Consider the following 12,928-nt stretch of genomic DNA (forward strand, 5'->3'; position numbering starts at 1 on the left):
TTAGTAAAAATTATGACATTTTTACAACGTTAGCAGCTTGTTCACCGCGGTCGCCTTCAACGATGTCGAAGTCAACTTGTTGGCCTTCTTCTAATGTTTTGTAGCCATCGCCTTGGATTGCTGAGAAGTGTACGAATACGTCGTCGCCATTTTCTCTTTCGATAAATCCAAAACCTTTTTCTGCGTTAAACCATTTAACTGTACCGTTATTCATATAAAAATCCTCCATGTGCTTTTGCACGAATATTTGTAACTTGTTTATAAAAATCAATGGGAGCAAATTCATACGAATAAAACTTCAAATTAATTTCACGAACAAAAATTACTTAAGTTCAATACTACACGTATTTTTTCGATTTGTACACCCTTTTGACTCAAATAGCACTTACAAATAAAAAAACACCAACCTATAATGTAAAATTACATTTTGATTGACCATAAAATTTAGAAAATGAAGAATTTCCTATTGGCACTTACACAAAATAACTATACAATATTTACAAAACAAAAATACTTTTCACAAAGTTTTTACAAACATATTCTTTTTATGTTAATAGGCGTATATCCGCTTTATTATAATCAAAACATCTTGGAGGTTACAACATGAAACAAAAGGAAGAATGGTATAAATCAACTTGGTTTACGATTTTAATGCTATTATTTGTATTTCCAGTAGGTCTATTTTTAATGTGGAAGTTCAAATCCTGGAAGTTGTGGGTTAAAATCCTGATTACAGTTTTAGTAGTAATGGGTGCTGTGAATATGATGACAAATAACAACGTTCCTCAAAACGATAATACTAGCAATACAAAGTCTGAATCAAAATCAGAAAAGAAACAAGATACTAAAAAAGAAACTAAAGCCACTCACAAAATGAATGAAGTTGTTAAACTCGATAAACTAGAGTTCAATGTGACAAATAAAGCAGTTGCTGATCAAGTGGGAAATGTGCTGACTAACAAAGCAAAAGGAACATTTATTATTTTAGACGTTACTGTTAAAAATAATGGAGATAAAGCAGTAGATATTGCAAACTCATTTTTCAAATTAGTTGGGGACGGCAAAACTTATGAAGCTGATTCTGCAGCATCAACGACTGCCAACCAAGCTGTATCGCCTGATGATCTAGGTTTCTTTGGAGATAAAATAAATCCAGACAGCACTAAAAATGGAAAAGTTGTTTTCGATGTATCAAAAGAAGTCGCAAACAAACAAGATTTAGTACTTCAAGTTCAATCTGGTGTTTTTGGAACTAAAACAGAAAAAATCAAATTAAAATAATCTCATTTTGGGCAGCTCAAAAGCTGCCCTCTTTCTTTGTTTTCATACAAACACAGTCATTAAAAACCTTTATAAAAAATCAATAAATTTGCGCACTTTTTGTGGCAATATCCAAATAAAAAAGCCCATAACCGCGCGGGTTATAGGCATATGTATGGAGGCGGCGGGATTTGAACCCGCGTCCAAGGATCCTGATACAAATCTTTCTACGTGTGTAGTCTATTATTCAAATTTCACATGGTGGTAGGAAATAGACAACCAACACCATGCTAGTTCGCTTAATCTCTTCTAGACAGACTTCGAACAGCAGTGCCTAGCGTATCCTACTAAAGTTGAATCACGTTAACAGCACATAGGCGATGCTGTTAGGTGATGCAGAGTGCGATTAGGCAGCTACTGCTAAATTATTGTTTGATTTGCCAGTTATTATAAACTGAGTGTGTTGATAACGAAGACAACCCTCCGACACGCTTAATAAGCTCTGGGGACCCCTGTCGAATCCAAAACGCCCCCTTAATATTAATAAACAGATTCTAATTGTAAAGAATCCGAAAGCATTCTTTATCATATCAAATAAACTTTAACTAGGCAACGAAATTGTTTACATTCTCTTATTATTCTTAAATAAGATGCGGGAAGCAGGACGTGCCTGCTTGCCCTTAATAACGGTCTTTCATTGCACGTTGGATATCGCGCTTTACTGCTTTATCTTTAAGATCTTGACGCTTATCGTATTTTTTCTTACCTCGCGCAACACCAATTAAGACTTTGCATTGTCCATGCTTGAGATACAGTTTTAATGGAATAATAGAATAGCCGATTTCACGTGTACGTGTTCCCAATTTTTGAATCTCTCTTTTGTGCAAGAGCAGTTTTCTTGGGCGCAATGGATCGTGATTAAATCGGTTGCCTTCTTCATAAGGCGCAATATGCATATTATGAACGTAAATTTCACCATTTTTCACTTGTGCGAAACTATCTTTTAAGTTGGCACTGCCGCGACGAATGGATTTAATTTCTGTACCTCTTAACACAATGCCCGCTTCAAGCGTATCCTCTATATTATAATCGTGTCTGGCTTTGCGGTTCTCCGCTAAAGTACCAGGAGATTTTTTCTTCTTCTTCGACATCGTGTTCACCTCTTGTTGAAATTATTATAAAGAGAAATAAGTACACAGTACTTAAATCTCTTTCTCATACATTATTTCTTTTTACGTGCTTTTTGTTTTACCTTTTTACTTTTGTAAAACGGTTTGTGATTTGTATTGTTTTGTTTATCGCGGTTACGTTGGTTTTTACCTTTACGTTGTTTCTTCTTGCCTTTTTTCTTATCTCCGCCAAGGTTTTTACCGCGTGTTTTTGTTTGGATTGTCGTACCGCGTGCAGGACGTTCACTTGATTTTTTGCGTTTTGGTTCCGGCATGCCTAAGATTTGGAAATCAATCATACGTTGTTCCACATCGACATTAACGACTTTGATTTTAACAGCGTCGCCAATGCGGAAGACATTGCCTGAGCGTTCGCCGATCATAGCCATTTGACCTTCTGCGAATTGGTAATAGTCATCTGTCATATTAGACACATGCACCATACCTTCTACAGTATTCGGCAATTCTACAAACATACCGAAGTTTGCGACAGAACTGATGATACCTTCAAACTCATCACCGATGTGTTGAAGCATAAATTCTGCTTTCTTCAGTTCGTCCGTGTCACGTTCAGCTTCAATTGCACGACGTTCGCGATTAGAAGTATGTTCTGCGATTTCTGGAAGTTTATCTTCCCATTTTCTTAGTTCTTTACCGCTCATTGAATCTTCTATCAAGTATTTGCGGATGAGTCGATGGACAACTAAGTCAGGATAACGACGAATCGGTGACGTAAAGTGCGTATAATAATCCGCTGATAAACCGAAGTGGCCTAAGTTCGTATCTTCATAGCGTGCCTGCTGCATAGAGCGTAACATCATAGTAGATACTACTGTTTGTTCAGGCAGACCTTTCACTTTTTCATGAATTTCTTGAAGTGTACTTGGAGATACATCTTCGCCTGTACCTCTTACCAAAATTCCGAAGTTCGTAATGAATTCGAAGAATTGTGTTAAGCGATCTGATTTCGGCTGTTCGTGCACACGATAGATAAACGGTACTTCCATTTTGTTGAAGTGTTCCGCAACTGTTTCGTTCGCAGCTAACATAAAGGATTCGATTAAGCGTTCACCTTCGCCGCGTTCACGCATTCTCACTTCTACCGGAATACCTTCGTCATTAACGATAACTTGTGCTTCATCAATGTCAAAGTCTATTTCACCGCGGCGTTTACGCATTTGAATCAGTGTATTGCTTAATTCTTGCGCCATATCCAGCATCGGTGTCACATCTGAATATTTTGAACGTACCACTTCATCTTTATCCGTAATAATCTGATTTACTTCATCATAAGTCATACGATGATCAGATTGAATCACACTGTCGAAGATTTCATGTTTTACCACTTTGCCGTCTTGATTGATTTCCATACGACAACTTAATGTTAAGCGGTCTACATTCGGGTTCAATGAACAGATACCATTGCTTAATCGATGCGGAATCATCGGAATAACACGGTCTACTAAATAAACACTTGTACCGCGGTCATATGCTTCTTTGTCTAACGCTGAGTCTTCTTTAACATAATGGCTGACATCTGCGATACTTACTGTTAATTGCGTATTGCCGTTTTTAAGCTTTTTCAGCGCAATCGCATCATCTAAGTCTTTCGCATCTGCGCCATCAATTGTGATTGTTAATTCATCACGCAAGTCTCTGCGGCCTTCTAATTCTGACGGCTGGATAGTTTCCGGTACCGCTTCTGCTTCTTTCAATACTTCATCAGGGAATTCGATTTCAATGCCATGTTGGTAAATAATTGAAAGAATATCTACACCCGGGTCATTTTTATGCCCTAAGATCGCAGAAACATGGCCTTCAGGATTATCGTTGCCTTGTGCGTATTTAGAAATCTGCACTAACACTTTATGGCCTTCTACAGCACCTAAGCTTTGACCTTTCGGAATGAAAATATCTTGCATAATACGTTTGTCATCCGGGATTACGAAACCGAAATGACGGCCTTCTGTATACGTCCCGACTACTTGTGTAACGGAATGTTTTTCAATTGATTTTACTTCCCCTTCGACTTTTCCTTTGAAATCTCCGCGTGAGGGCTGCACTTCTACAATAACAGTGTCGCCATCCATGGCGCGGTTGATTTTAGTCGGAGGAATAAAGATATCTTCCATGTCTTCGTCTTCAGGTCTTAAGAAGGCAAAACCTTTTTTGTTTTGGCTTAAAGTCCCTTTGACTAAGTTGTCTTTCATTTTCTTTTGACTGCTCTTTCTTTTATAGCGGTCTGTTTTAGTGCGTTCCACAAGTCCGGATTGTTCTAGTTCAACTAACACCTTTATTAAGTCTCTGAATGAGTCGGCATTATCTAAACCTAAACGATCTTGGAAATCTGACACTGACATAGGTTCATAATCAGGTTGTTTAATGATTTCTGCTACAGATTGTTTTAAATCCATTATGCCCCCTCCTTTCTTCCTTATTTAATAGTTTATTTTTAATGATCTTATTCAGACCAATCTAGTCCTTCTAAGAAGGCATAAATATCTTCGAAAACTTGTTCTTTTTCTTTATCAATCGTAATAACGTGACCTGATTCTGCATACCATTTAATTGATTTGTCATCAGATGACGCTTCATCATAAATTACATTTGCAGATTCAGGGTTAATCATATCATCTTGTTCAGCTTGAATGACCAATAAGGGGTCCATTACCTCATCAACATGATCTCTCACATCTTGAATTGTTTGCTGAAGCTCTTTTAAAGTGTCAGTCGGATGGAATGCATCCATTTCGCGATCGATTGTCGCTTCATCTTTACCTTGGTATTTCTTAAAGTTGCGTGCATATTCTAATACGCCTTCGTACATTGAGCCTTCTGTCTTGATAAACATAGGCGCACACATGGTTACAATACCCTCTACATCTCTGTTTAAGCTTAATTTCAAGGCAAAGTCGCCGCCTAAAGATAATCCAGCCACTGCGATTTCATCATATCCTTTGGATTTTAAGAAATCATATCCGTCTAACGCATCTTTAAACCAGACATGCGGACTGGATTGCAGAATTTCCTCCGGTGGTGCTGCATGGCCTTCATACTGAGGTGCATAAGATGTATAACCTTTCTTCTGCAAGAAACGTCCTAACTGACGTACATCTGATGAATTCCCAGTAAACCCATGTAATAATAATACTGCTCTATTCCCTTCTTCAAAGAAGAACGGTTCAGGCAATTTAATCTGCATGTCTTTCAACCCTTTCATCTCATTAAATATACATACTCACATTCCATTATAATGAAAAAAGCCCGACTTTTACATTGTCGGACCTTACATTTACATATTAAGATAAGTAATTGCGAGCATTAACACGAAAAACACAATAGATAATACGATTGTGACACGGTTTAAGAATAAATCTACACCGCGTTGTTTCTGTTTTCCACCAAAGAGCTGTTCAGCACCGCCGCTGATTGCTCCTGAAAGTCCATTGCTTTTGCTTTCTTGGAGTAACACAACTGTAATTAAAGCGATACAGTCAATGACTAATAAAACTGTTAACAAAACATGCATGCGTTAGTCCTCCATTCATAATATACCTGACAATTATAACACGAAAAGACAGCGTATATCAAATTCAGATCCAAAAAATCAACGATTAAACGTACTTTTTCTTTTGATAGATATAATCAGCATATACAGTGCCAAGATTAATGAACCTGCCAAAGTAATCCATAACGGCAATGTCATATATAAAGACTTCACATGAATAATACTTTGCATAATCGGCCCAGCGTTCACAGCAGTAAAGAAAGTTTGTGAAATATAGACCGCAAACAAGAACCACCATAAATACGGGTGCTGATTCCAAATTGCGATTAACCCGCATAAGTAAGCCAGTAAATACATAATGCCGGTTAAGCGGTAACTGTTCAAGAAGTTGCCTACCGCATTTTTCGTAGCTTCAATTTGGTGGGAAGTTAATAAATCAACAATGACACTTTTATCCAATACCACAAAAATATATGTCGCATACATCATCGCTAAAAAGATTGAAGCGTATGCGATCAATTTCCCTGATTTTTTTGCACGCATCGCTTTAGTATTTTCAGTATCCACGATAAAACCAAACTCCTTAATAAATATAGAATACTCTCATTGTTTTTAATTATATCAGTTATGAAAGAGAAGTGGGAGTATTCCTAGCGTCACAAAAAAAGAAACTGCCAAAGCACTTAAGCCTTAACAGTTTCCTATTTCAATTACTGAATTAAATTTTGCGTGAACTCAATTTCAGTAAGTCTTAAATTATTTGTCTAAGTTGTAGAAAGAATGGATGCCGTCAAATTCAGCTGTTTCGTAAAGTTCGTCTTCAATACGTAACAATTGATTGTATTTAGCGATACGGTCAGTTCTTGATAATGAACCTGTTTTTATTTGACCAGCATTTGTAGCAACTGCGATGTCAGCAATTGTAGTATCTTCAGTTTCACCAGAACGGTGAGAGATAACTGCTGTGTAGTTTGCTTTTTGAGCCATTTGGATAGCGTCGAATGTTTCAGTTAAAGTACCGATTTGGTTAACTTTGATTAAGATTGAGTTACCGATACCTTTTTCGATACCTTCAGATAATTTTTTAGTGTTAGTAACGAATAAGTCGTCACCTACTAATTGAACTTTTTTACCTAAACGATCTGTAAGTTGTTTCCAACCATCCCAGTCATTTTCATCCATACCGTCTTCAATAGTGATGATTGGGTATTTGTTAACTAATTCTTCGATATAGTCAACTTGTTCAGCAGAAGTACGTTTTGCACCTTCAGGTCCTTCAAATTTAGTGTAGTCATATACACCGTCTTCAAAGAATTCAGATGAAGCACAGTCGAATCCTAAGAATACGTCTTTACCTGGTTCAAGACCAGAAGTTTTGATTGCTTCTAAGATAGTGTCTACAGCATCTTCAGTACCGTGGAATTTAGGTGCGAAACCACCTTCATCACCTACTGCAGTTTCTAAGCCGCGACCTTTAAGAAGTTTAGCTAAGTTGTGGAAGATTTCAGCACCCCAGCGTAATGCTTCTTTGAATGAGTCAGCACCAACAGGTAAAATCATGAATTCTTGGAATGCAATCGGCGCATCTGAGTGAGAACCACCGTTAACGATGTTCATCATAGGAACTGGTAATTGTTTACCATTGAATCCGCCTAAATATTTGTAAAGCGGTTGACCTAAGAAGTCAGCTGCAGCACGTGCAACAGCGATAGAAACACCAAGAATAGCGTTGGCACCTAATTTACCTTTGTTTTCTGTTCCGTCTAATTGAATCATCATTTTGTCGATAGATACTTGATCTAATGTTGAAAATTCGCCTTCAATAATCTCTGGAGCAATGATTTCGTTTACGTTCTCAACTGCTTTAGTAACACCTTTACCACCGTAACGGTTTTTGTCACCGTCACGTAATTCTACGGCTTCGTATTCACCTGTAGATGCACCTGATGGTACTAACGCACGACCGAATGCACCGCTTTCAGTTAATACTTCTACTTCAACTGTTGGATTTCCGCGAGAATCTAAGACTTCGCGAGCATAAACATCTGTAATAATTGGCATGTTGATAATCTCCTTTTCATAATTGCTTTCATATATATTATAACTTGTCTTGCTTAAAAAATGAATTAATTATCCGATATTGATTGTGAACAATTAATGTTTAATTAATGACTCTCCAGTCATTTCTTCAGGTTGTTTAACACCTAATAAATCAAGTAATGTCGGTGCTAAGTCGCCTAATTTACCAGTTTCGCGTAATTCAACGCCGTCTTTAGTTACGATAACAGGAACCGGGTTTGTTGTGTGTGTTGTCATTGGTTGATCATCGTCAGTTAAAACTTGGTCAGAGTTGCCGTGGTCAGCAGTGATAATTGCATTGCCGCCCATATCCAAGATTTTATCAACGACTTCACCTAAACATTCATCTACTGCTTCAATTGCTTTTACAGTAGGTTCTAACATACCGCTGTGTCCTACCATATCAGGGTTCGCAAAGTTCAAGATGATTAAATCTAAATCGCCTTTATCTAATTCCCCTAATAATGCATCTTTAACTTCATATGCACTCATTTCTGGTTTTAAGTCGTAAGTTGCAACTTTAGGCGAATCGATAAGGATACGACGTTCACCTTCGAACTCTTCGTTGCGTCCGCCGCTCATGAAGTAAGTAACATGAGGGTATTTTTCAGTTTCAGCAATTCTTAATTGTTTAAGATTGTTTGCTTCTGCAACTTCACCGATAGTTTGTTTTAAATCAACTTTTTCAAATACAACTTTACCGTCAACTTGGTCATTGTATTTTGTAAATGTCGCAAAGAATAAATCTTTAGGTTGGTTAACTTCAAAGCCTTTGAAATCTTTGTTTGTGAAGATCTCTGAAAGTTGTCCGGCTCTGTCAGGACGGAAGTTGAAGAATACAACTGAATCTCCGTCTTGAACACCTTCATTTTGTTCTTTGATTGAGAATGGAATAATAAATTCGTCAGTTAAACCTTCTTCGTAACTTGCTTCGATACCTTCTTCTGCTGTCGCATATTCAGGTGTATCGATGTCACGAATTGCATTGTACGCTTTTTGTTCGCGTTCCCAACGTTTATCACGGTCCATTGCATAATAACGACCTGAGATAGATGCGAATTGGCCAATGCCGATTTCTTTGAATTTTTCTTCAGTTTCTTTGACATATTTGAATGCAGATTTTTGATCCACGTCACGGCCGTCTAAGAAACCATGTACATAGACTTTATCAAGTCCTTGTTTTTTAGCTAATTCTAAGATTGCAAATAAGTGTGTGTAGTGACTGTGTACACCGCCGTCTGAAAGCAATCCGAATACGTGCAATGCTGAATTGTTCGCTTTAACATGTTCAATCGCTTCGTTAAGCACTTCATTTTCAAAGAAGTCGCCGTCTTCAATTGATTTGTTAATGCGTGTTAAACTTTGGTAAACAATACGTCCAGCACCGATATTCATGTGACCTACTTCTGAGTTACCCATTTGACCAGCAGGAAGACCTACTTCTAAGCCGCTGGCTTCAATTTGAGTTGTAGGATATTTTTCATAATAACGGTCGAAGTTTGGTTTATACGCTTGTTTGACTGCGTTACCATGTACATCTTCTCTATTTGCAAAACCATCTAAGATGATTAATGCTGTTGGTTGTTTCGCCATATTATTTAGCACCTTCTAATAATTTTACATAGTCTTCAACTTTTAATGAAGCACCGCCGACTAAAGCGCCGTCGATATCTGATTCAGCCATATATTCTGCAATGTTGTTAGGTTTAACACTGCCGCCGTATTGGATGCGAACTGCATCTGCTACGTCTTGGCTTGCAAGTTCTGCTACAGTTTTGCGGATGAATGCACTCATTTCGTTTGCATCTTTCGCTGTAGATGATTTACCAGTACCGATTGCCCAGATTGGTTCATAAGCAATCACTACTTGTTTCAATTGATCATCTGATAAACCTTCAACTGCTTTTTTAACTTGTTCAGCAACAACTGATTCAGCTTTACCGCCTTCACGTTGTTCAAGTGTTTCACCTACACAAATGATAGGTGTCATACCATGGTTGAATACTGCGTGTGCTTTTTTATTTACATCTTCGTCAGTTTCAAAGAATAATTCACGGCGTTCTGAGTGACCGATGATCACATATTTAACACCTAAATCAGCTAATGCTACTGGAGAAGTTTCTCCTGTGAAAGCACCGCTATCTTCGAAATAAGTGTTTTCTGCACCGATTTTCAAACCTTCAGCTTTGCCGTCTTTAACAGCTGTAGTTAAGGCATCTAATTGAATTGTAGGTGCACAAATCACTGCTTCAACTTTGCTTGTATCAGGCAACTGAGGTAAAGCATTTACGAAATCTTTAGCCTCTTGCACTGTTTTATTCATTTTCCAGTTACCTGCAATAATTGGTTTTCTCATTATAAAACGCTCCTTGAAATTATATTAATATGTTACAGCTTATTTATCGCTAATTGATGCAATACCTGGTAATTCTTTACCCTCAAGATATTCTAATGATGCACCGCCGCCAGTAGAAATATGCGTGAAGTCTTTTTCGAATCCAAGCATCATTGCTGCAGCTGCTGAGTCGCCGCCGCCGATAATAGTTGTAGCGTCTTTTAATTCTGCAATTGCTTCACATACGCCGATTGTACCTTGTGCGTAGTTTTCAAATTCGAATACACCCATAGGTCCGTTCCATACTACAGTATGCGCACCTTCTAATTCTTTTTTGAATAACTCAACAGTTTTAGGTCCGATATCTAAAGCTTCTTGATCTTCAGGAATTTCATCGATACCTACAACAGTGTATGGAGAATCGTTAGAGAATTCTTTTGTTACTTTACCGTCAACTGGTAATACAATTTTACCGCCGGCACGTTCTAATAAGTCTTTAGCGAAGTCGACTTTGTCTGCTTCTAATAAAGATTTACCGATTTCGTAACCTTGTGCTTTAAGGAATGTGTAAGCCATTCCGCCGCCGATTAAGACTTTATCAGCAACATTCAATAAGTTTTCAATTACACCGATTTTATCTGAAACTTTAGCTCCGCCTAAGATAGCAACAACTGGTTTGTCAGGGTTGTTGACAACACCGCCGATAAATTTGATTTCTTTTTCCATCAAATCTCCAGCAGCACTTTCTAAGTTAGAAGCAATACCTACGTTTGAAGCGTGTGAACGGTGAGCAGTACCGAATGCATCATTTACGAATACATCGCCTAATGAAGCCCAGTATTTACCTAATTCAGGATCGTTTTTAGATTCTTTTTTACCGTCTAAATCTTCGAAACGTGTATTTTCAACTAAAAGCACATCGCCTTCATTTAATGCAGCGATTGCGTCTTCTAATTCTTTACCGCGTGTTTGCGGAACAAATTTAACATCTTTGCCTAATTTTTCGCTTAAACGAACTGCTACAGGTTTAAGTGTTAATTTTTCTTTATCGCTTTCTTCTTTAACTTTGCCTAAGTGAGAGAATAAAACTAATTTTCCGCCTTGTTCAAGAATATACTCAATAGTTGGTAATGCTTGAACGATACGGTTATCGTTAGTAATTTCTCCATCTTTTAAAGGTACGTTAAAATCTGCACGTTCTAAAACGACTTTACCTTTTAAATCTAAATCAGATACATGTTTTTTTGCCATCAAAACTTCCTCCTTTGGATAAAAGCACGAATATATAAAATGTCTGTAATTTGAGGTTAGCATATGGGTACAAATATTGCAGATATATTAACAGAATCCAATGAAAAATTTCATCTTTCTGAAAATATTAACTCTAATAACCATGTACTTAATGAAAATAAGCGGAGAAGCGTATGTGCCTCCCCGCTTACTCATAAGCTGGTCATTGAATTTCAACAACACATTACCGCTTGTTAAATTCAGACCTTATTTCATATCAGTGTTGATCAATTATTTTACGTCTTTGATAAGGTATTCTAAAGTACGTACTAATTGTGCAGTGTAAGACATTTCGTTATCGTACCAAGCTGCAACTTTAACTAATTGACGACCAGATACAGTCATTACACGAGTTTGAGTTGCGTCGAATAATGAACCGAATGTCATACCAACTACGTCAGAAGATACGATTTCGTCTTCAGTGTAACCGAATGATTCGTTTGAAGCTGCTTTCATAGCTGCGTTGATGTCTTCTACTGTAGCATCTTTGTCTAATACAACAGTTAATTCAGTTAATGAACCAGTTGCTACAGGAACACGTTGAGCGCCACCGTCTAATTTTCCGTCGATTTCAGGAATTACTTTACCGATTGCTTTAGCAGCACCAGTTGAGTTTGGAACGATGTTTTGAGCTGCTGCACGTGCACGACGTTTGTCGCCTTTTCTGTGTGGACCGTCTTGAGTATTTTGGTCACCAGTGTAAGCGTGGATAGTAGTCATGAAACCTTCTACTAAACCGAAGCTGTCATTTAAAACTTTTGCTACTGGAGCAAGTGAGTTTGTAGTACATGAAGCACCTGAAACGATTGTGTCATTGCTGTCTAAAGTTTGGTTGTTTACGTTGTAAACGATTGTTTTAAGATCACCAGTTGCTGGTGCAGAGATTAATACTTTTTTAGCACCTGCATCGATGTGAGCTTGTGCTTTTTCTTTGCTAGTATAGAATCCAGTACATTCTAATACTACGTCGATTCCTAAATCTTTCCAAGGTAATTTGCTTGCATCTGGTTGTTCGAATGATTTAACTTCTTTACCATTCACGCGGAATCCGCCATCTACAACTTCAACTTCTTCAGTGAAACGTCCTTGCATAGTATCATATTTTAATAAGTGTGCTAACATTTCATCGTCTGTTAAGTCGTTTACTGCTACTACGTCGATACCTTCAACATCTTGAATTCTTCTGAATGCTAAACGACCGATTCTACCAAAACCATTAATTGCTACTTTTACTGCCATTATTATGGCCTCCTTTAAAAGATATTGTTAAAAAGTGAAGTCACTTTT

General features: G+C 37.6%; 13 protein-coding genes and 1 other RNA gene. 2 read left to right on the plus strand and 12 right to left on the minus strand.

All coding sequences use genetic code 11. From position 1 onward, the window contains the following. Positions 1 to 10: 10 nt before the first annotated feature. Positions 11 to 214 carry a cold-shock protein gene (locus tag DVJ99_RS07800; RefSeq protein ID WP_105993593.1) on the minus strand — a complete coding sequence of 68 codons (204 nt, stop codon included), beginning with the start codon at positions 212 to 214 and terminating at the stop codon, positions 11 to 13. Between the two features lie 389 nt (positions 215 to 603). Between DVJ99_RS07800 and DVJ99_RS13295 the strand changes: the two genes are divergently transcribed. After that, a complete protein-coding gene (locus DVJ99_RS13295) occupies positions 604 to 1,281 on the plus strand; it encodes a DUF4352 domain-containing protein (RefSeq protein ID WP_240430824.1) in 678 nt (225 codons plus the stop codon). A 152-nt stretch (positions 1,282 to 1,433) separates the two neighbouring features. Here the strand turns inward: DVJ99_RS13295 and ssrA are convergent. The 10 genes from ssrA to DVJ99_RS13305 all read right to left on the minus strand — a co-directional run bounded on the left by ssrA (position 1,434) and on the right by DVJ99_RS13305 (position 11,602). Beyond that, positions 1,434 to 1,794, minus strand: a transfer-messenger RNA (tmRNA) gene (ssrA, locus tag DVJ99_RS07810). 146 nt (positions 1,795 to 1,940) lie between these two features. Next, complete coding sequence (gene smpB / locus DVJ99_RS07815) at positions 1,941 to 2,411, minus strand: SsrA-binding protein SmpB (protein ID WP_105993592.1); 471 nt, start codon at positions 2,409 to 2,411, stop codon at positions 1,941 to 1,943. 71 nt (positions 2,412 to 2,482) lie between these two features. Next, entirely contained in the window at positions 2,483 to 4,843 is a 2,361-nt protein-coding gene (gene rnr / locus DVJ99_RS07820) for a ribonuclease R (RefSeq protein WP_114603797.1), read from the minus strand. Positions 4,844 to 4,890: 47 nt separating this feature from the next. Continuing rightward, positions 4,891 to 5,631, minus strand: a complete 741-nt coding sequence (locus tag DVJ99_RS07825) for an alpha/beta hydrolase (protein ID WP_105993590.1) — start codon at positions 5,629 to 5,631, stop codon at positions 4,891 to 4,893. A gap of 90 nt (positions 5,632 to 5,721) precedes the next feature. Next, a complete protein-coding gene (gene secG / locus DVJ99_RS07830) occupies positions 5,722 to 5,958 on the minus strand; it encodes a preprotein translocase subunit SecG (RefSeq protein WP_105993589.1) in 237 nt (78 codons plus the stop codon). A 78-nt stretch (positions 5,959 to 6,036) separates the two neighbouring features. Further along, positions 6,037 to 6,504, minus strand: coding sequence for a hypothetical protein (locus DVJ99_RS07835; protein ID WP_240430825.1), 468 nt, complete (start codon positions 6,502 to 6,504; stop codon positions 6,037 to 6,039). Between the two features lie 189 nt (positions 6,505 to 6,693). Next, on the minus strand, positions 6,694 to 7,998 hold the full coding sequence (eno, locus tag DVJ99_RS07840; RefSeq protein WP_114603798.1) for a surface-displayed alpha-enolase: 1,305 nt from the start codon (positions 7,996 to 7,998) through the stop codon (positions 6,694 to 6,696). Positions 7,999 to 8,091: 93 nt separating this feature from the next. Further along, positions 8,092 to 9,609 (minus strand): 2,3-bisphosphoglycerate-independent phosphoglycerate mutase, encoded by a 1,518-nt coding sequence (gene gpmI, locus DVJ99_RS07845; protein WP_105993587.1) that lies wholly within the window; start codon positions 9,607 to 9,609, stop codon positions 8,092 to 8,094. 1 nt (position 9,610) lies between these two features. Continuing rightward, entirely contained in the window at positions 9,611 to 10,372 is a 762-nt protein-coding gene (tpiA, locus tag DVJ99_RS13300; protein ID WP_114603799.1) for a triose-phosphate isomerase, read from the minus strand. A gap of 39 nt (positions 10,373 to 10,411) precedes the next feature. Beyond that, positions 10,412 to 11,602 carry a phosphoglycerate kinase gene (locus DVJ99_RS13305; protein ID WP_105993585.1) on the minus strand — a complete coding sequence of 397 codons (1,191 nt, stop codon included), beginning with the start codon at positions 11,600 to 11,602 and terminating at the stop codon, positions 10,412 to 10,414. Positions 11,603 to 11,665: 63 nt separating this feature from the next. On the opposite strand from DVJ99_RS13305, the gene DVJ99_RS13115 reads away from it, so the two are divergent. After that, positions 11,666 to 11,839, plus strand: coding sequence for a hypothetical protein (locus DVJ99_RS13115; protein WP_162912156.1), 174 nt, complete (start codon positions 11,666 to 11,668; stop codon positions 11,837 to 11,839). 33 nt (positions 11,840 to 11,872) lie between these two features. Here the strand turns inward: DVJ99_RS13115 and gap are convergent, their stop codons facing one another. Beyond that, positions 11,873 to 12,880 (minus strand): type I glyceraldehyde-3-phosphate dehydrogenase, encoded by a 1,008-nt coding sequence (gene gap / locus DVJ99_RS07860; RefSeq protein WP_105993584.1) that lies wholly within the window; start codon positions 12,878 to 12,880, stop codon positions 11,873 to 11,875. Between the last annotated feature and the right edge of the window lie 48 nt (positions 12,881 to 12,928).

The organism is Staphylococcus sp. EZ-P03 (assembly GCF_003344575.1).
GTDB lineage: Bacteria > Bacillota > Bacilli > Staphylococcales > Staphylococcaceae > Staphylococcus > Staphylococcus simulans_B.

What these genes read in the sequence shown, in the direction of transcription:
- DVJ99_RS07800 (WP_105993593.1), bottom strand. Translation starts at nt 214, where the DNA reads ATGAATAACGGTACAGTTAAATGGTTTAACGCAGAAAAAGGTTTTGGA.
- DVJ99_RS13295 (WP_240430824.1), top strand. Translation starts at nt 604, where the DNA reads ATGAAACAAAAGGAAGAATGGTATAAATCAACTTGGTTTACGATTTTA.
- smpB (WP_105993592.1), bottom strand. Translation starts at nt 2,411, where the DNA reads ATGTCGAAGAAGAAGAAAAAATCTCCTGGTACTTTAGCGGAGAACCGC.
- rnr (WP_114603797.1), bottom strand. Translation starts at nt 4,843, where the DNA reads ATGGATTTAAAACAATCTGTAGCAGAAATCATTAAACAACCTGATTAT.
- DVJ99_RS07825 (WP_105993590.1), bottom strand. Translation starts at nt 5,631, where the DNA reads ATGCAGATTAAATTGCCTGAACCGTTCTTCTTTGAAGAAGGGAATAGA.
- secG (WP_105993589.1), bottom strand. Translation starts at nt 5,958, where the DNA reads ATGCATGTTTTGTTAACAGTTTTATTAGTCATTGACTGTATCGCTTTA.
- eno (WP_114603798.1), bottom strand. Translation starts at nt 7,998, where the DNA reads ATGCCAATTATTACAGATGTTTATGCTCGCGAAGTCTTAGATTCTCGC.
- gpmI (WP_105993587.1), bottom strand. Translation starts at nt 9,609, where the DNA reads ATGGCGAAACAACCAACAGCATTAATCATCTTAGATGGTTTTGCAAAT.
- tpiA (WP_114603799.1), bottom strand. Translation starts at nt 10,372, where the DNA reads ATGAGAAAACCAATTATTGCAGGTAACTGGAAAATGAATAAAACAGTG.
- DVJ99_RS13305 (WP_105993585.1), bottom strand. Translation starts at nt 11,602, where the DNA reads ATGGCAAAAAAACATGTATCTGATTTAGATTTAAAAGGTAAAGTCGTT.
- DVJ99_RS13115 (WP_162912156.1), top strand. Translation starts at nt 11,666, where the DNA reads ATGGGTACAAATATTGCAGATATATTAACAGAATCCAATGAAAAATTT.
- gap (WP_105993584.1), bottom strand. Translation starts at nt 12,880, where the DNA reads ATGGCAGTAAAAGTAGCAATTAATGGTTTTGGTAGAATCGGTCGTTTA.